Source organism: Amycolatopsis acidicola, assembly GCF_007713735.2.
Taxonomy (GTDB): Bacteria; Actinomycetota; Actinomycetes; order Mycobacteriales; family Pseudonocardiaceae; genus Amycolatopsis_E; species Amycolatopsis_E acidicola.
Window position 1 is genome coordinate 15,003 of record NZ_VMNW02000001.1, and the last position, 16,906, is coordinate 31,908.

The following is a 16,906-nucleotide window of genomic DNA, read 5'->3' on the forward strand; positions in this document are numbered from 1 at the left end:
CTTCCGAGGGATCTAAGTTGCCCGCCTGGTGGTAGCTCGCAGTACGCGTCGCGGCCGCCGACATGCCGGCACCCGGTGGTGGGCACCGGTCGGCGGCTGCGGCATAATCGAACTGGTGTTCGCTTGACGAGGAGGTGTCCGCGCGGTGGCGCTGACGGACGACCGTGGTCCCGCTTTTCCGCCCGATCCCGGTCCAGAGGAGGACCCCGGGCCACGGCGCGGTGGTGACTACGACCGGCAGCCGCCTCAGGACACGGCCGCCGAGCAGTCGGTGCTGGGCGGGATGCTGCTGTCCAAGGACGCCATCGCCGACGTGGTCGAGGCGATCACCCCCGGGGACTTCTATCTCCCGAAGCACCAGGCCATCTACGACTGCATCCTCGACCTGTACGGCCGGGGGGAGCCTGCCGACCCGATCACCGTCTCGGCCGAGCTGGAGCGGCGCGGCGAGCTCGCGCGGGTCGGCGGCGCGCCGTACCTGCACACCCTGATCGCCACGGTCCCCACCGCCGCGAACGCCGGTTACTACGCCGAGATCGTGTCGGAGAAGGCGGTGCTGCGCAGGCTCGTCGAGGCCGGCACGCGGATCGTCCAGTACGGCTACGGCGCGAACAACGACGGCGGCGACATCAACGAGGTCGTGGACCGCGCGCAGGCGGCGATCTACGACGTCACCGAGCGCCGGACGACCGAGGACTACGTCGCGCTGGAGGAACTGCTCCAGCCGACCATGGACGAGATCGACGCGATCGCCTCCCGCGGCGGCAGCGCCCAGGGCATCCCCACCGGGTTCATGGACCTGGACGAGGTGACCAACGGGCTGCACGCCGGTCAGATGATCATCGTCGCCGCCCGCCCCGGTGTCGGTAAGTCGACACTCGGCCTGGACTTCGCCCGCTCGTGCTCGATCAAGCACGGGATGAGCAGCGTGATCTTCTCGCTGGAAATGAGCCGCATCGAGATCGTCATGCGCATGCTCTCCGCCGAGGCCAGGATCCGGCTGGCGGACATGCGCGGTGGCCGCATGTCGGACGACGACTGGACGAGGCTCGCCCGGCGGATGAGCGAGATCAGCGAGGCGCCGCTGTTCATCGACGACTCGCCGAACATGACCATGATGGAGATCCGGGCGAAGGCGCGGCGGCTCAAGCAGCGCAACGATCTCAAGCTCGTGGTCGTGGACTACATGCAGCTGATGACGTCGGGCAAGCGGGTCGAGTCGCGGCAGCAGGAGGTTTCGGAGTTCTCCCGTCAGCTCAAGCTGCTGGCCAAGGAGATCGAGGTGCCGGTGATCGCGATCAGCCAGCTGAACCGTGGTCCCGAACAGCGCACCGACAAGCGCCCGATGCTGTCCGACCTTCGTGAGTCCGGTTCGCTGGAGCAGGACGCGGACATGGTCATCCTGATCAACCGCCCGGACGCGTGGGAACGGGACGACCCGCGCGCCGGCGAGGCGGACCTGATCCTTGCCAAGCACCGTGCGGGTCCGACGAGCACCATCGTCGTCGCCCACCAGCTGCACTACAGCAGGTTCGCCGACCTCGCGCAGAGCTGAGGCGCTAGGGCCTACTGGCTCGGTGCTGTCTTGGGGACGGCGTTGTCGATGAGGACGACCGCGATGGCGGCGGCGGTGGGGAAGGTTTCGGCGTTGAGGGCTCGGTTGCGGGCCGAGGCGCCATCGAGCAGCAGCGCCAGTTGTTCGCCGAGCTCTTCGGGGTTGGTGGCGCCGGCTTCGCGAGCGGTCTCGGCCAACCGCGCGGCAACAGCTTTCTTGTAATCGTGAGCGCGTTGGCGTGCGGGGTGGTCAGGGTCGTGGATTTCGACGGCCGCTCCGATGAAGGGGCACAGCGGCGTGACGTCGTCCTCTGTCGCGTTCGCGGGCGCCTCGAAGGCGGCGAGAAGTCGTTCGCGGGGCGTGAGGTCGGTGCGGTCGAACACTCCGGGCATGACGTCGGGATCGAATCGGCGCAGGTATTCGGCGACGAGTTCGTCCTTGCCGGCGAAGTGCTGGTAGGCCGTGCGCTTCGACACCTGGGCGGCCGCGCAGAGCTGGTCCATACCAGTCTGGTTGATGCCTTGCTCGCGGAACAGTTGTCGTGACGCGCTGAGGATGCGCTCGCGCGCGCCTCTGCCGCGGCGCCGGCCTTGGGGGCCCTTCTCCAACTCCGTCATGCCTGGAGTGTAGCCGAACTGGGTAACGACCGGTGTACATAGCTTGTGTCCATACTGATCGACTGCTACGTTAGGCACACAGATCGGTTTACTTAATCATTCATCAAGGCAACGGAGTGATCATGGGCAAGCTCGACGGCAAGGTAGCGGTGATCACGGGCGGAACAAGCGGCTTGGCACTGGCCGGCGCGAAGCTGTTCGTCGAAGAAGGAGCGCACGTTTTCATCTCGGGCCGGCGGAAAGAGACGCTGGACGACGCCATCGAACTGATCGGCCGGAACGTGACCGGCGTGCAGGGTGACGCGGCCGATCTGGACGACCTGGACCGCTTGTTCGACACGGTCAGGCGGGAAAAGGGCGCGATCGACGTGTTGTGGGCCAGCGCCGGCATGGGTGAGCAGCGCAAGCTCGGCGAGATCACCGAGGAGCACTTCGATGCCACCTTCGGGCTCAACGCCCGCGGCACGCTGTTCACGGTGCAGAAAGCGCTGCCACTGTTCAACGACGGCGGCTCGATCTTCATGACCGGGTCGAACGCTTCACTCAAGGGCTATCCCGAGTGGAGTGTGTATGCGGCGAGCAAGGCCGTGCAGCAGGCCTATGCCCGCGTGTGGCTGTCCGAGTTGAAGGACAGGCGGATCCGGGTCAACGTGCTGACCCCCGGCCAGGTCGCCACGCCGAAACAGGAGGAACTGTTCGACGAGGCGACGAAGCGGCAGTTCGAATCCCTGATCCCGCGCGGAACGATGGGCCACCCCGAGGAGATCGCGACGGTCGCCCTGTTCCTCGCCTCGGACGACTCGAGCTATGTGAACGGGATGGAACTGACCGTCGACGGCGGCACCGCGGCGATCTGAGTGGCGGAAAGGTCAACCTTTTCGAGCAGCATCAGCATCATCGGCACCGGGAACATGGCGCGCACCATTGGCGCGCTGGCGGTATCGGGTGGCAACACCGTCGAGATCATGGGCCGCGATCAGGCCAAAGCCGCTGACCTGGCCAAGGCGCTCGGCGACAGCGCCACGACGGGGCAGTGGGGCGCCGTCCCGGCCGGGGACATCGTGATCGTGGCCCTGTTGTACGCCAGCGTCGTTCCGGTCGTCGCCCACTATGGAGACGCCCTCGCGGGCAAGGTCATCGTCGAAATCAGCAACCCATTCAATTCCGCGGGCGACGGGCTGGCCCACGGCGAGGACACCTCGATCGCGCAGGAAGTCGCCAAGGTTGCCCCGGCCGGCGCCAGCGTGGTGAAGGCGTTCAACACGATCTTCCGCCACGTCCTGGAAAAGGGCCGCCCCGTCGTCTTCATCGCCGCGACGACACACAGGCCAAAGCGAGCGTGGAGGCGTTCATCGCGAGCCTCGGGCTGCGCCCGCTGGACGTCGGCGACCTGAAGATGGCGTACTGGCTGGAAGGTGCGGGCGTGGTCACGATGGGCCTGGCCCGCCACGGCGTGGGGAACTGGGACTTCGCCCTGGGCGTCACCGAATTTCCCGGATGAGCCGCAAACGATCAGTCGCCTGAGCCACGGGCTCCGGCCGAGATCGTGATCGGTCTTGTGGCCTCGGCGACGCGCGCGGATTCACCGCGTGCAGTCAGCAGGCCGACGCCGGCGGAGACCACGAACAGGGCCGCGAATCCCCATGGCGGTAGCAGGGTTTTCCCGTCAGGGCAGGTGCTCACGACCAGCCACGTCGAGCCCGCGGCGGCGACCGCCGTGCGCCAAGCCGGCCACGCGGTCGCCGCGCCGAGCACCAGCGGCCAGGCGAAGTACCAGGGGAATGCCACCGGCGCCAGCACGACCGCCGCCAGTAGCGCCACCGCCGCCCCGCGGACCGCGACCGCGCCGCCCACCCGCGAACGCCACCAAAGCCACGCCACCAGACCGGCGAAGACGATCCAGCCGAGCACCCGGCACACCGCGATCACGTCCGGGGAATCGTGGAGCATCAGCCCGATGACCTTCCCGAGCGCGGTCGGGATCGACAGCCACGGTTCCAGGGCCGAGTTCCCGCTCAACGTCCGGAGCCAGCCGAGATCGACCCCGGCGAGTGCCGAACACAGCCCGAACGTGGCGACCACGATGGACACCGAAGAAACCAGCACCGGGAAGTAGACGCGCCCCGATACCCGTCCGACCGATCGCTGCGCCGCCCAAACCCAGACCAGGAACGGCAAAACGATGGCCGCGGGAGCCTTCACCGCGGCGGCCAGCGCGACCGAGACGAACCCGGCCACCGGGGCACCGGTCAGCACCAACGCCGTGCCGGCCGCGAGCAGTCCGATCATCAGCAAATCGTTGTGCCCGCCCGAAACCACGCACAGCACCATCAGCGGATTCGCCACTGTCAGCCACAACGCGCGTTCCGGCCGGGCGCCGAGATGGCGGCACAGCACCGGCAACGCCCAGCAGAGCAACGCCAGTCCGGCCGCGATCCCCAGCCGGGTAAGGAAAGCGCCGACCAGGATCTGTTCGCCGGTCACGGCGAGCACGGTCTTCACGAGCAGGATCTGCAGCGGCCCGTACGGCGCCGAGATGGCCAGCCAACCGCCCGAGGCGTTTTCGGTGATCGGGCCGGGGAGTTCCGCGGGAACGTGTGTGTACGGGTCGAGCCCGACGTGCGCCACCAGGCCCTGCGCGAGGTAGGTGTACAGATCTGTGCTGAACAACGGTGGCGCGCAAAGCAACGGGACGCACCACATCCAGGCCGTCCGCACGACGTCGCGTGCGCTCGTCGTGCCCGCGCGCGCCGAGTGGCCCAGCAGTACCCAAGCGGCGAGCAGCAAGGCGATGCCGAGGTACAGCAGGACGGTCGCGATCAGCCTGCCCGGCCCGGAACGCACCGCGCCGAGCAACGGTCCGGTCAGCACCGGATCGTGCAGCAGCGTGGCACCCGCGCCCAACGCACCGAGCGAGGCCAGCACGGACCCGCCCAGCCCCACGGCGGCCGCGGTCCTCCCGGCGAACATCATGCGCCGGGTCCGGTGAGCAGGTGATCACAAACAGTGAAAGTCAGTGTTTATCCAACCCTCGTCCTCGTTCGGCCACTCATGCACGGCGATGAAGTCTGCCGGAAAATTGCCGACATAAACAGGGAGTCTTGTGTGCTGAAGCTCACCGCGTCGAAGGGCTCGGCGGGTGGACGCGGTCCTCCCGGGTGGAGAACGGACTCCACCCGGGATACGGCGCTGCTCTCAGGACCACTCGGCCTGAGCGTCCTAAATTCATCAGCAGAGACAACGAACGAGAGATCGAAATTCTGTTCGAAAGGCTGCGCTGATGAGTTACCTGCGAGGATTCGCCCCGTGGATCGCCTTCTCCGCCACGTCCGCGTTCGGCTGGCAGTGGGCGGCGCTGATCGCGCTGGTCGCCAGCGGGATCTCGCTGACGGTGGACCGTCGCGCCGGGACGCGGATCGACGGGCAGATCCTGACCATCGGCATGACCCTCTACTTCGCCGCTCTCGCCGCACTGGCCTTCGCAGTGCCGGACTCGCCCGTGCAGGCCTACGACAGCCCGATCTCCACGGCCTGGCTCGGGCTGATCGCGTTGACCAGTCTCGCGGTCGGACGGCCCTTCACCCTCGGCGTCGCCCGCCGCCGCGTCCCGGCGGAAGTCGCGGACTCGCCGCGGTTCCGCACCACGAACATGGTCATCACCGCGTTCTGGACGGCCGGCTTCGTGTTCATGGCCGCGGCCGGGTTCACCTGCGTCGCGCTGGATGCCGCACCGGCGCTGCGGATCGCCTCCCAGGTCGTCGGGATCGGCCTGCCGATGCTCTGCACCCACCTGTACGCCGCGCGGCTCCGGGCCCGCCGCCCCCAGCCCGCCGTCGCGATGGCGTGACGTGCCTTCAGGCGTATCGGGATCGAACGAGATCGGCGAGCGCTCCGAGGTCGGCGGCCTGGATCGTCGCCTCCGGTGCGCCGGGGAGTTGGATCTGGCCAGGGCGCGCGACGAATCCCGTGTGGAGGCCGACGGCTTGGGCGCCCGCGATGTCCCAGCCGTGCGCGGCGATCATGATCGCCTCGTCGGCGGGAATGCCGTAGGCGTCGAGAACCTGGCGGTAGGGCGCGGCGGAGGGTTTGAGCGATCCGGCCTGCTCCGCGGAGAAAACGCGGTCGAACATCCCGTCGAGCTGCCCGTTGGCGAGCTGCGCTTCGACGGTCGCGAGCGGCGAGTTTCCCAGTGCCACCAAGGTGAATCCGTCCGACCGCAGCCTCGCCAGCGCATCGGGGACCTCGGGGTGCGGAGGCAGCGAACGAAGTCCGGCGCCGATCCGCTTCCGCTGTTCGTCATCGATCTCGCGCCCGTACGAAGTCGCGACCGCACCGGCCGCGGCGCCCGCGATCTCCGCGAAGTCGCGGTAGCCGCCGGCCGCGGTGACTGTCAGGGCGGTGTGGATGACCAGCGAGAACCACTCCTGGCGCGCGGTGGCCGAACCGGTGATGTCCGTGAAGACCTCGTCCAGCGCGGTCAGATCCAGCAGGGTTTCGTTGATGTCGAACACGCAGAGCACCGCGTCGCCTCCCAGGTACTGGTTCCTTCGTACCCAAGGTACGAGCTCCGCCCGGCCGGGTCAGGAGTCAGGGCACCGCGAGGCCCGAGGAGCGCAACTTCTCCTCGATCCGCAGTCGTTCCACCTCACGTTCGACACCTTCCGGCACCTCGTCCAGCCAGTGTGGCTCGCCGATGGCTTGGCACGCCTGGATCAACAACGCGTCGTACGCCTGGCGGGTGGCGCGGCGGCGGACGACAGGGGCATCGGGAGCGAGCGTCGCCAGCGCCCGATGCACACGACGCAGATCGGCCGCGAGCTGCTCGATCGGCGGGGCGCTGGTGAGCGGCGGGCGACGACGGCGTCTGAGCGCGGCGTCCGCCAGTGCCGGGATCTTGAGCATCAGCCAGAAGAACACCGGTGGCACCGCCGAGATCGCCAGATAGACGATCACGTTCCCGATCGGAACGGACTCCGCCACGTCTCCAGCCAAACACCGCCGCCGCGTCGAGGCCAGTCTTTACCGGTTCCGGCCCAAAGGGGCGATTTCCCCGTAACGCCGGATGCGGGAACTCGGAATAACGCGGCGGCCTCGAACGTCAGCTACAGTGGTAGTTGAAGTTTCAAGCAATGGAGGCTGCGATGGGTGCGACACCCGTGCTGTACCTGAGCCACGGCGCGCCGCCGCTCGCCGATGACCCGACGTGGACCCGGCAGCTCGCCGACTGGTCCGCCGGACTGGCCAAACCCAAGGCGATCCTGGTGGTGTCGGCGCACTGGGAAGAGGCGCCGCTGACCATCGGCGCCACCACGACGGTGCCGCTCGTCTACGACTTCTGGGGTTTCCCCGAGCACTACTATCAGGTGACGTACCCGGCCCCCGGCGCGCCCGAGCTGGCCGCACGAGTCCGGAAACTGTTGCACAGCAACGAAACGCCGGTACACGACGCGCCGGAGCGCGGTCTGGACCACGGCGCCTACGTGCCGCTGGTGGAGATGTACCCGGACGCCGACGTGCCGGTGCTGCAGATTTCCATGCCCTCACTGGATCCGCGTGCGCTGTTCGACGTGGGCCGGAAACTCGCGCCACTGCGGGACGAAGGCGTGCTGATCATCGGCAGCGGGTTCTTCACACACAACCTCGCGGCAATGCGTTCCGTCACCGGGACGGATGGCACGCCGCCGGCGTGGTCCGCGGAATTCGACGAGTGGGGTGGGGAAATGCTGCGCTCCGGTGACCTCGACTCGCTGCTGGACTTCCAGCGCAAGGCCCCGGCCGCGACGCTCGCGCACCCGCGGATCGAGCACTTCGCCCCGTTGTTCGTCTCGCTCGGCGCCGGGATCGACAGTGCCGCACCGGAAACGGTGATCGACGGCTACTGGTACGGCCTCGCGAAACGTTCGGTGCAGCTGGGCTGAAAAGCGGGCCCGGGGGCGTCGTTGCCCCCGGACCCGCTCCGGCTGAGGAGATCAGCCCTGGATGTGGATGCCCTTGCCGCTCACCATGTCGGTGATGTGGGTGATCAGCGTGGTCGGGTTCGAGTCGATGCTCGACACGCCAGGCAGATCAGCCTGCGGCAGCAGACCCTGCACGCTCGCCGGGGCGGCGGGCAGCTCGGTCGGCAGGACGCCCGACAGCGACGGCAGCGCGCTCGCGGCCGGGGTCTGCACCGGGAGCGTGTTGACCTGGGGCAGGTCCGCACGCTGCTGCGTGGGCAGCGGCAGCGACTTCAGCGACGGGAACGTCGGCAGCTTGTGCGCCTGCAGCTCGGACAGGGTGACCGGGAGGTCGAACTGCGGCTGGTGGTCCGCAACCGTCGCCTCGGTGTCGTTCACCGTGTCCGAGGTGACCGTGGCGAGCAGGCCCGCCGGGATGTCGTACACCTGAACGAGCGCGCCGACCGGGATCTGCTTGGCCACACCGGACAGCGAGTTCGTCGAGCCGGCCGTGGTGTCCGTGCCCGCGTCGGTCGCCGTGGTGGTGTTGTCCGCGACCGCGTGCGCGACGCCGCCGAGCGAAGCGGCAACGCCGAACACCTGCGCCACGGCCTCGACCGGGGCGTCGAAGATGTCACCGGCGAGCGCGCCACCGACACCGGAGGTGGTGATGTCGCCGCCGGAGGTCACCGCGGTGTCGTTGAGGCTTTCGCCGTCCGCGACGCCACCCAGGCTGGCCGCGTCACCGAAGACCTGGGCGACCGGGAGCAGCTGGGCGCTGACCACGTCACCGGCGATCGAGCCGCCGTCGCCGTTGGTCTCCGCGTCGCCGCCAGCGGTGGAGGCCACGTCGTTGGTCGACTCGCCGCTGGCGAGCCCGCCCAGCACCGCGCCGAGACCGTCCACAGTGGCCGCACCGGCCGTCGGGGCCTGCACGATGTTGCCCGCGACCGAGCCGCCCTCACCGTTGGCGGTGGCGTTGCCGCCCGCCGTCGAGTCGGTCAGGTTCTGGCTCGCGCCACGCCCGATGCCGCCGAGCGCACCGCCGATGCCGTGCACCTGGGTGGGCAGCGAAACCGGGACGTCGCCGAGGTTCCCGGCCAGGAAACCCTTCTTGCCGTTGGCGTTCAGGTCGTCGCCCGCGGTCGAGGTGGTGTCGGTGCACGCCTCGCCGATGGCCTGGCCCGCCGCCGCGGCACCGATGCCGAAGACCTGCGCGGGCACCGAAACCGGGGCCGCGATCAGGTTCGCGCTGCCGGCGCCGTTGTCGTCCTGGGTGTTGCCGCCGCCGCCCGCGGTAACGTCCTTGGTCTCGGACGCCGTGCCACCGCTCTGCCCGGCCGCGGCACCGGCCACGCCGAGCACCTCGGCGGGCACGGCCACCGGCACCTGGGCGACGTTGCCGGAACCGGCGGAGTCGTTGCCCTGGCTGCCGTTGTAGCCACCGGCGGTCACGTTCTTGTCCTCGGTGGCCGAGCCCGAGGCGAGGCCAGCCGCCGAAGCCGCCGAACCGAAGACCTCGGCCGTGCCGGCAGGCTGCGCGCTGGCGCTGTTGCCGGAGACCACGCCACCGTTGCCGTTGGTGTAGGTGCCACCCTGGCCGGCGGTCGCGTCGACCGTGTTCTCGCAGCCGCCCGCGGCGGAGCTGCCGATCGCGGCCGCGCCGTCGCAGAACACCTCGGCCGGGATCGCGACGGGAGCGTCGGCGATGTTGCCCGAGAGTGCCGCGTCGCGTCCGGCGGTGCTGGTGAAGCCGCCGGAGGTCGCGTTGCTGCCGATGATCGTCGAGGCGCGGTCGAAGCCGCTGCCCGCGACGGACTTGCCGACGAACGACGCCGCGTTGCCGACCACCGTCGCCGGGACCGCAGGCTGCGGCTGCGCGACGTTGCCGCCGAGGAACGCGTCGTCGCCGTGGGTCTCGATGTAGGTCGGGGTCTCGCGGATCGAGCCGGGACGGGTGCCGCCCGCGGTCGCGTCGGCGGTCGAGCCACCGGCGGAGTCGGCGTCGCCGCCCCAGGTGACCGCGTTGTTGGAGACCTTGGCGGGCAGGGCGACCGGCACACCGGCCACGTTCCCGCTGCCGGCGCCCTGCGAGCCGTCCGTGAGGATCGAGCCGCCGGAGGTGGCGTCGCTGCTGCCGTTGAAGTCGGTCTCGGCGTGGCCCAGGAACCAGCCGATCGCGTTGCCGGAGACCTGCAGCGGCGTGGCGCCCTGCGGGGCGACGACGTTGCCCGCGAGCGCGCCGTTGTTGCCGTCGGTGGTGGTCTCGCCGGTGGTGGCCGCGGACTGCGTGGCGCTGCCCGAGGTCTTGCCGCTGCCGCCGACCGCGCCGGCGTTGCCGGAGATCTGGATCGGCAGGGCCCAGTCGAGGTTCACCGCGTTGCCGGCGAGGCCGCCACTGGCGCCCGAGGTGTCGACGTCGGTGTTGTGCTCGTAGGTCTGCGTGTCGTCCGAGTCGACAGCGGCGTCACCCAGCACACCGATCGCGTTGCCGGTGATCTGGATCGGCACCGCGACGTTGCCGACGACCTTGTTGCCCATGAACGGGTCACCGGTCGACTCGATGCTGGGCGCGGCGGCCTTCGGCTGGTCGGTGCGCTTCCCGGCGGCGGCTTGGGCCTTCGAGACCGCGCCGCTGACCGCCTGGGAGGCGGGGGCGGCAGCCTTCGAAACCGCGCCGTTCGCCGCCTTCGTCACCGGGGCGGCAGCCTTGGCGGCGCCCGAGTTGCTGACCGGGGCCAGCGCCTTGTTCACCACGTCCGTAACCGGCTTGGTGCTGATCTCCTTGTGCACCTCGGGCAGGTTGACCTGCTTGCCGAGGGTGCCCAGCGCGTTCTTGGAGATGTCGATCGGGACGCTTGCGTGGAGATCAACGGGGCCGGCCGGAGTGTCAGGGTTGACGTTCTCGTCGGCAGATGCGATGCCGGTGCCCAGCATCAGCAGGCCACCCGTGACCAGCGCGGTCTGAATACCGCGCTTTGCCCAGGTCTGCATTGAGAATTTCTCCTTTTCCTTGGGTTCCCTTGCGGGGCTCATGGGTTTTTCGGGTGGTTGGACACCCAGGGGTCGCGGACGAAAAGCCGCGGGGAATGAGCGGGATGCAGGGAACACGCGACCGCGCGGGAAAAGGCACGGTGGACAGGGCGCGTTCGGCTGCCCCGCACGTGCGATCAGTCAGGCGTGACGCCGGGCTGCGTGCCCGGCTCGACCGGCGTGTGCCGGATGCCGAAACGCAGGGCGCGCAGCCGCTGCGTGTCGACGACGGTCAACGAGTGGGCGGGGACGCCCAGCAACGAACCGTCGAGATGTCCACCCGTGGTGGAACCGTTGGGAACGAACGGAATCCCGGACGGGGCCAGCGGGCCCGGCTGCGGCGCCAGCGGGAAGTGCCCCCGCTGGACGTGCTGATCCTTGCCCTGCTGCGAAAAATGCAGACCGGCGTGCTGAATTCCGTTGTGTGCCGAGGAGATCACCGTGGTGATCGGGCCCATCGGCGCGGCCGGGACAGGCGCGGCTTTCGGCGCCGTCACGGCCGGGGCGTGCGACTCGCCGCCGTGTTTCTCGGCGAGCTGCTGCGGAAGGTCGATCAGCTCCTTGGCACCACTGGGGTGCAACAGGTCGAGCACCGCTTTCGGCGGTGTCAGTGCCTGGCCGATGACCTTCGGTGCGTCCTGCGGTTTGCGCGTGATGTGCTCGGCGGAACCGAGCAGCCGCTGCGCCGGGTGCAAGACCGCGGTGCGGGTGAACTCGTGCACCGAGTCGGCGACGTGCTGGTCACGCTCGACGCCGTCCCGGAACTGGCCGGTGCCGAACTTGACCGCGGTTCCGGCCGCGTCACCCGCGAGGTTCGAGGCGCCCGCGACCACGTCGTCGGACGCGCCGATCGCGGCGTCGGTGAACGGGGTGAACTGGTCGCCATCCACCTGGCCGCCCGGAACCTCTTGCGTGGCGGTGGAATCCGCCTGCGGAGTGGTGACGACCTCGGCCGAGGCGCTCGCGGTGCCGATGGCCCACGCGGCGGCAGTGCCGGCGACGGCACCACCGACGACGAGCAGCGCACGCGAAAACCAGCGAGAGGCACGTGCCGTGCCCCGTCGATTGGCCGCGTTGTACTGCTTCACCGTTCTCCTGTGCCGAGGTTTTTCGCGTCGTCCACCGTTTCTGAAATAACTTTCACAGTGAGGTGGACCGGCTTGTTCTTGACGAGGTAATCAAACCGAGAGCCCGCCGCGCATCCTCAGGGGCACTTGATGCCACGATCGTGTGAAGAACACACAGTGTGGTCGGATGTCACGACCGGTCATCGCCGCTGGGCCGGCGCCCGAACGCGAAGTAAACGGCCCGCCGAGGTGTTTTTCCTTACGGCGGGCCGTTTCTTCACATCGGGAAAATCAGCCGAGCGAGCCGGCCGCACCCTGGATGATCGACGGGATGGCACCGGCCCAGGCCGAGCTGACCAGACCGGCCGCACCCGCACCGGCGAGCGCGCCGGACTGGTTCCACGCGTTCACGTAGTCCGCACCGGTCGGGTGCGACGGCACGACCACCGGGGCCGAGATCTCGTCGGCCGAGGCGATGCCGCCGGACATGCCGAGGATTCCGGCCGCGATCGCGACAGCGGCGCCGGTACGCACGAGGGTCTTGCGCATGATGGTTCTCCTTCGAAGAAAAGTGTTGGGTGGAAAGGAAAAGGTGATCAGCCGAGGGAGCCGGCCGCACCCTGGATGATCGACGGGATGGCGCCGGCCCAGGCCGAGCTGACCAGACCGGCCGCACCGGCGCCCAGCAGCGCGCCGGACTGGTTCCACGCGTTCACGTAGTCGGCACCGGTCGGGTGCGACGGCACGACCACCGGGGCCGAGATCTCGTCAGCGGAGGCGATGCCGCCGCCGAGGCCGAGGACGCCGGCGGAAAGGGCGAGAACGGCGACGGTGCGGGTCAGGGTCTTGCGCATGAGAGGTTCTCCTTGGGTATTCGAACGTACGAGCCGATGGATGGAGGTGTTCAGCCGGCAGCGCCGAGCGCGCCCTGGACGATCGACGGGATCGCGCCCGCCCAGGCCGAGCTGACGAGTCCCGCCGCGCCCGCACCGAAACAGGTGCCGGACTGGTTCCAGGCGTTGACGTAGTCCGCCCCGGTCGGGTTTTCCGGCACCTGCGCCGGGCAGGTGACCGATCCCGTGCTCGGTGCCGGTTCCGCCGGTGCGGGGGTTTCCGGTGCCGGCGCGGGCTTCGCCGGTGCCGGCGCGGGCCGCGGGTGCGAGCCCGGTCCGGGCAGGCAGCCGCACGGCGAGTCGAAGTGGGCCGTACTGGCCATCGGGGTGGACTGCGGGTTCTCCGCTGCCATCGCGGTGGAGCCGAACGCCCCGAACGCGAGGACACCGGCCGCGGCCGCGACGGAGGCGGCGACGACCTTTCTGAAGTTCACCAGTAGTGCTCCTTGAATTCACCGGCGGCGAAATCGCGGGTATTGCGATCGCGCCGCCTGCCGGGTTCCCGAGGAAACGCTTTCACGTCGCCTCGCGATCAAGGTAGACAGCTAATCCGAAAATTATCCACCCCGCTTACCCCATCGTGTGCCACCTGATCGGACGACCTGCACAAAGAGTGAATGTCACCGAATTCAGCGACATTTTCCGGGCAGCACGAAAGTGCGCATCCGAACTGGATGCGCATTATTGCCGAAAAGAAGGTCCGTCGTTTTTGCCACGTGCGGGTGAGAAAAGATTCGCAGACCGCAGGTGATCTTGCGCGGCGGACACGCCGAGGCCGCCTGATCGTGTGACGTGCCGGGGACACCGGGAAGCCACCTCGTCCGTTTCGCCCTGGTCGCTAGGGTGGGGCACGTGACCAACGGCCCCCGCCCCAGCGCACCCGCCGGAGATTCGAGCAGTTCAGCGGCGGTGCCGCGCGGGCTGCGGGTCGCGGCCGCCTACGCCTGGCGGTTCCTGCTGGTGATCGCCGCGCTGTACGTGATCATCTGGCTGATCGGCAAGCTGTCCGTGGTCGTGATCCCGGTGTCGATCGCGCTGCTTGTCTCCGCGTTGCTCGCGCCCGCCGTCGGGCGGCTCGTCGATGTGAAGGTACCGCGCGGGCTGGCCACCGCGATCGTGTTGATCGGCGGGCTGGCCGTGCTCGGCGGGCTGCTCACGTTCGTGATCATCCAGTTCACCGACGGGCTGCCGCAGCTGCAGGCGCAGCTCTACAACAGCCTCAACCAGGTGCGCGACTGGCTGATCAACGACCTGCACCTGCGCCAGGAACAGCTGCAGCAGTTCATCGACAACGCGATCACCTACCTGCAGACCCACCAGGCCGCGATCACCACGAACGCGCTGACGACGGCAGGCACGATCGGCGAAGTCCTGACCGGGATGCTGCTGACCCTGTTCACCACGATCTTCTTCCTTTCCGGTGGCGAAGGGATCTGGGGTTTCCTGATGCGCGGGGCGCCACAGGCGATCCGCGCCAGGGTGGACGTGGCGGGCCGGCGCGGGTTCGCGTCGCTGGTCGCCTACGTGCGCGCCACCGCGGCGGTCGCGGTGGTGGACGCGGTCGGGATCGGCGTCGGGCTGTGGATCCTGCAGGTGCCGCTGGTGGTTCCGCTGGCGACGCTGGTGTTCCTCGGCGCGTTCATCCCGATCCTCGGCGCGTTCGTCACCGGGGCGGTCGCCGTGCTGATCGCCTTGGTCACCAAGGGTTTCGTCACCGCGCTGATCTCGCTCGGCGTGGTGATACTGGTGATGCAGCTGGAAAGTCACATCCTGCAGCCGCTGCTGCTCGGCCGGGCGGTGAAGCTGCATCCGCTGGCGGTGGTGCTGTCCATCGCCGCCGGGCTGGTCGTCGCGGGGATCGCGGGCGCGCTGCTCGCGGTGCCGCTGCTGGCCGTGCTGAACGCCGGGATCAAATCGCTGCTGCACGAACGGGATCCCCATCCCGAGGACATCGACGTGTTGCACGACCAGACCGCCGGTGAGCCCGACGAGGAGCCGCGGGAGGAGGACACCGAAGTCCGATGAGTCGTCACTTCGGGCCCACCGCCGTCGAACCGGCCGCACCCCTGTGGTGGGGCGGGATCGGGCTGCGCATCCTGACGCTGCTGTTCGCGCTCGGCGCCGTCATCGTGCACGACACCGACTATCAAAGACCCGGGCTGGCGTGGACCGTGCTGGGCGCGATGGCCGTGTGGACGCTGCTGACCAGCCTCGTCTATTCGCGGGAAGCGCTGCGGTGGCGGTGGGGCTGGTTCGTGGTGCTGGATCTGGTGGTCACGTGCGGGCTGATGCTGACGTCGCCGTGGATCCTCAACCCCGAACAGCTCGGCGGGGTCGACCCGCTGATCACCACGGTGTGGGTCGCCGGCGTGCCGATCGCGACGGGGACCCGGTACGGCCCGGTCGGCGGCGTGTCCGCCGGGGTGGTCCTCGGCGTCGGCACCGCGGTGGCGCGGCACGCGTTCACCCTCGACGTCGCCCGCGACGGAGTGCTGCTGATCGCCACCGGGCTGCTGATCGGGCTGAGCGCCACCACGGCGCGGAAGTCGGCAGCGCTGTTGCGCCAGGCCTGGCGCACGGAGGTCGCGAACGCCGAGCGGGAACGGCTCGCGCGCTCGATCCACGACAGCGTGCTGCAGGTGCTGGCCAGGGTGCGGCGGCGCGGAGCGGAGCTCGGCGGGGAGGCCGCGGAGCTGGCGGAACTGGCCGGTGAACAGGAAATCGCGTTGCGCGCGCTGGTCACCACCGAACCGACGGGACCGAGCACCGGCCGGACGGACCTGCGTGCCGCGCTGCAGCTGCTGGCCTCGTCGAAGGTGCAGGTGGCGGCGCCCGCCGGCGAGGTCAGGCTGCCGGCGCACCGGACGTCGGAACTGGTCGCCGTGGTCAAGGAGGCACTGTCCAATGTGGACAAGCACGCCGGCCCGTCGGCGAAGGCCTGGGTGCTGCTGGAGGATCTGGGCACCGAAGTGGTGATCACGGTGCGGGACGACGGGCCGGGCATCCCCGAAGGCAGGCTCACCGATGCCGAGCAACAGGGCCACCTCGGCATCGCCCGGTCCATGCGAGGCCGCGTGCTTGAACTGGGTGGGACCATCACCCTGGACACCTCGCCGCGGCGGGGAACGGAATGGGAGGTCCGGGTGCCGACGAAATGATCTCGGTGATGGTCGTCGACGACCACCCCATCTGGCGGGACGGGGTGGCGCGGGACCTGGCGGAGAACGGGTTCGACGTCCGCGCGACGGCGCCGGACGGGGACGCGGCCGTCCGGATAGCCGCGACGGTCCGGCCGGATGTCGTGCTCATGGACTTGAACCTGGGCAGCACTTCGGGCGTGCAGGCCACGCGGGAGATCACCACGGCGCTGCCGGACACGCGCGTGCTGGTGTTGTCCGCGAGCGGCGAGCACAGCGACGTGCTGGAGGCGGTGAAGGCCGGCGCCTCGGGGTACCTCGTCAAATCGGCCTCGGCGCGTGAGCTCGTGGACGCCGTGCACCGGACAGCGCAGGGCGACCCGGTGTTCACCGCTGGGCTGGCCGGGCTCGTACTGGGCGAGTACCGGCGGATGGCCGAAGCGCCGGCGGGCGGGGCGCCCCCGCCGCAGCTGACAGAGCGCGAGACGGACGTGCTGCGGCTGGTCGCCAAGGGGCTGACGTCGCGGCAGATCGCCGAGCGCCTGGTGCTTTCGCACCGCACGGTCGAAAACCACGTCCAGTCGACGCTGCGCAAGCTCCAGCTGCACAACCGGGTCGAGCTGGCCCGGTACGCGATCGAGCATGGGTTGGACAGGGACTAGGGGTTT

Annotated in this window: 18 protein-coding genes; 9 read left to right on the forward strand and 9 right to left on the reverse strand. The window is 69.3% G+C overall.

Annotated elements, in window-relative coordinates; translation table 11 throughout:
- Positions 1–145: 145 nt before the first annotated feature.
- Positions 146–1,555: a replicative DNA helicase gene (gene dnaB / locus FPZ12_RS00085; RefSeq protein ID WP_144745297.1), complete on the forward strand. Its 1,410-nt coding sequence runs from the start codon at positions 146–148 to the stop codon at positions 1,553–1,555.
- Positions 1,556–1,566: 11 nt separating this feature from the next.
- On the opposite strand, the gene FPZ12_RS00090 is transcribed toward dnaB, so the two are convergent.
- A complete protein-coding gene (locus FPZ12_RS00090; RefSeq protein WP_144745298.1) occupies positions 1,567–2,172 on the reverse strand; it encodes a TetR/AcrR family transcriptional regulator in 606 nt (201 codons plus the stop codon).
- Between the two features lie 122 nt (positions 2,173–2,294).
- On the opposite strand from FPZ12_RS00090, the gene FPZ12_RS00095 reads away from it, so the two are divergent.
- From FPZ12_RS00095 to FPZ12_RS46195, 3 genes are read left to right on the forward strand one after another with little or no spacing between them, the layout of a single operon-like run.
- Positions 2,295–3,029 carry an SDR family NAD(P)-dependent oxidoreductase gene (locus tag FPZ12_RS00095; RefSeq protein WP_144745300.1) on the forward strand — a complete coding sequence of 245 codons (735 nt, stop codon included), beginning with the start codon at positions 2,295–2,297 and terminating at the stop codon, positions 3,027–3,029.
- Positions 3,030–3,566 (forward strand): NADPH-dependent F420 reductase, encoded by a 537-nt coding sequence (locus FPZ12_RS00100; protein ID WP_243769590.1) that lies wholly within the window; start codon positions 3,030–3,032, stop codon positions 3,564–3,566.
- On the forward strand, positions 3,512–3,673 hold the full coding sequence (locus tag FPZ12_RS46195; protein ID WP_243769591.1) for a hypothetical protein: 162 nt from the start codon (positions 3,512–3,514) through the stop codon (positions 3,671–3,673). Before FPZ12_RS00100 ends, FPZ12_RS46195 begins: the two co-directional genes overlap by 55 nt.
- 11 nt (positions 3,674–3,684) lie before the next feature.
- Here FPZ12_RS46195 and mptB read toward each other — a convergent pair whose 3' ends face one another.
- Complete coding sequence (gene mptB, locus FPZ12_RS00105) at positions 3,685–5,145, reverse strand: polyprenol phosphomannose-dependent alpha 1,6 mannosyltransferase MptB (RefSeq protein WP_144745302.1); 1,461 nt, start codon at positions 5,143–5,145, stop codon at positions 3,685–3,687.
- A gap of 307 nt (positions 5,146–5,452) precedes the next feature.
- On the opposite strand from mptB, the gene FPZ12_RS00110 reads away from it, so the two are divergent.
- Positions 5,453–6,019 carry a hypothetical protein gene (locus FPZ12_RS00110; protein WP_144745304.1) on the forward strand — a complete coding sequence of 189 codons (567 nt, stop codon included), beginning with the start codon at positions 5,453–5,455 and terminating at the stop codon, positions 6,017–6,019.
- A 7-nt stretch (positions 6,020–6,026) separates the two neighbouring features.
- Here the strand turns inward: FPZ12_RS00110 and FPZ12_RS00115 are convergent, their stop codons facing one another.
- Together FPZ12_RS00115 and FPZ12_RS00120 are read right to left on the reverse strand one after the other, a co-directional pair.
- Positions 6,027–6,683: a haloacid dehalogenase type II gene (locus FPZ12_RS00115; RefSeq protein WP_341771177.1), complete on the reverse strand. Its 657-nt coding sequence runs from the start codon at positions 6,681–6,683 to the stop codon at positions 6,027–6,029.
- Positions 6,684–6,759: 76 nt separating this feature from the next.
- On the reverse strand, positions 6,760–7,152 hold the full coding sequence (locus tag FPZ12_RS00120; RefSeq protein WP_144745308.1) for a hypothetical protein: 393 nt from the start codon (positions 7,150–7,152) through the stop codon (positions 6,760–6,762).
- Positions 7,153–7,313: 161 nt separating this feature from the next.
- On the opposite strand from FPZ12_RS00120, the gene FPZ12_RS00125 reads away from it, so the two are divergent.
- Positions 7,314–8,090: a dioxygenase family protein gene (locus tag FPZ12_RS00125; RefSeq protein ID WP_144745309.1), complete on the forward strand. Its 777-nt coding sequence runs from the start codon at positions 7,314–7,316 to the stop codon at positions 8,088–8,090.
- A gap of 51 nt (positions 8,091–8,141) precedes the next feature.
- On the opposite strand, the gene FPZ12_RS00130 is transcribed toward FPZ12_RS00125, so the two are convergent.
- From FPZ12_RS00130 to FPZ12_RS45950, 5 genes are all read right to left on the reverse strand, one after another.
- On the reverse strand, positions 8,142–11,102 hold the full coding sequence (locus FPZ12_RS00130) for a beta strand repeat-containing protein (RefSeq protein WP_144745311.1): 2,961 nt from the start codon (positions 11,100–11,102) through the stop codon (positions 8,142–8,144).
- Between the two features lie 176 nt (positions 11,103–11,278).
- Positions 11,279–12,229 (reverse strand): hypothetical protein, encoded by a 951-nt coding sequence (locus FPZ12_RS00135; RefSeq protein ID WP_144745312.1) that lies wholly within the window; start codon positions 12,227–12,229, stop codon positions 11,279–11,281.
- A 270-nt stretch (positions 12,230–12,499) separates the two neighbouring features.
- On the reverse strand, positions 12,500–12,757 hold the full coding sequence (locus tag FPZ12_RS00140; RefSeq protein WP_144745314.1) for a hypothetical protein: 258 nt from the start codon (positions 12,755–12,757) through the stop codon (positions 12,500–12,502).
- 47 nt (positions 12,758–12,804) lie between these two features.
- Positions 12,805–13,062 (reverse strand): hypothetical protein, encoded by a 258-nt coding sequence (locus FPZ12_RS00145; protein WP_144745316.1) that lies wholly within the window; start codon positions 13,060–13,062, stop codon positions 12,805–12,807.
- 50 nt (positions 13,063–13,112) lie between these two features.
- Positions 13,113–13,535 (reverse strand): hypothetical protein, encoded by a 423-nt coding sequence (locus FPZ12_RS45950; protein WP_208025699.1) that lies wholly within the window; start codon positions 13,533–13,535, stop codon positions 13,113–13,115.
- Positions 13,536–13,953: 418 nt separating this feature from the next.
- Here FPZ12_RS45950 and FPZ12_RS00155 point away from each other — a divergent pair, with 418 nt between their 5' ends.
- The 3 genes from FPZ12_RS00155 to FPZ12_RS00165 are packed head-to-tail and all read left to right on the forward strand — an operon-like array spanning position 13,954 to position 16,900.
- Positions 13,954–15,126 carry an AI-2E family transporter gene (locus FPZ12_RS00155; RefSeq protein ID WP_144745318.1) on the forward strand — a complete coding sequence of 391 codons (1,173 nt, stop codon included), beginning with the start codon at positions 13,954–13,956 and terminating at the stop codon, positions 15,124–15,126.
- Positions 15,123–16,259 (forward strand): MacS family sensor histidine kinase, encoded by a 1,137-nt coding sequence (gene macS / locus FPZ12_RS00160; RefSeq protein WP_144745320.1) that lies wholly within the window; start codon positions 15,123–15,125, stop codon positions 16,257–16,259. Before FPZ12_RS00155 ends, macS begins: the two co-directional genes overlap by 4 nt.
- Positions 16,256–16,900, forward strand: coding sequence for a response regulator (locus FPZ12_RS00165; RefSeq protein WP_144745322.1), 645 nt, complete (start codon positions 16,256–16,258; stop codon positions 16,898–16,900). The genes macS and FPZ12_RS00165 overlap by 4 nt, the downstream gene beginning before the upstream one ends.
- The last annotated feature ends 6 nt before the right edge of the window (positions 16,901–16,906 follow it).

Bases quoted from the DNA above. Each gene is read 5' to 3' on its own strand.
- FPZ12_RS00165 (WP_144745322.1), top strand. From the start codon at position 16,256: ATGATCTCGGTGATGGTCGTCGACGACCACCCCATCTGGCGGGACGGG.
- macS (WP_144745320.1), top strand. From the start codon at position 15,123: ATGAGTCGTCACTTCGGGCCCACCGCCGTCGAACCGGCCGCACCCCTG.
- FPZ12_RS00095 (WP_144745300.1), top strand. From the start codon at position 2,295: ATGGGCAAGCTCGACGGCAAGGTAGCGGTGATCACGGGCGGAACAAGC.
- FPZ12_RS00090 (WP_144745298.1), bottom strand. From the start codon at position 2,172: ATGACGGAGTTGGAGAAGGGCCCCCAAGGCCGGCGCCGCGGCAGAGGC.
- FPZ12_RS00110 (WP_144745304.1), top strand. From the start codon at position 5,453: ATGAGTTACCTGCGAGGATTCGCCCCGTGGATCGCCTTCTCCGCCACG.
- FPZ12_RS00140 (WP_144745314.1), bottom strand. From the start codon at position 12,757: ATGCGCAAGACCCTCGTGCGTACCGGCGCCGCTGTCGCGATCGCGGCC.
- mptB (WP_144745302.1), bottom strand. From the start codon at position 5,145: ATGATGTTCGCCGGGAGGACCGCGGCCGCCGTGGGGCTGGGCGGGTCC.
- FPZ12_RS00125 (WP_144745309.1), top strand. From the start codon at position 7,314: ATGGGTGCGACACCCGTGCTGTACCTGAGCCACGGCGCGCCGCCGCTC.
- FPZ12_RS00130 (WP_144745311.1), bottom strand. From the start codon at position 11,102: ATGCAGACCTGGGCAAAGCGCGGTATTCAGACCGCGCTGGTCACGGGT.
- FPZ12_RS00145 (WP_144745316.1), bottom strand. From the start codon at position 13,062: ATGCGCAAGACCCTGACCCGCACCGTCGCCGTTCTCGCCCTTTCCGCC.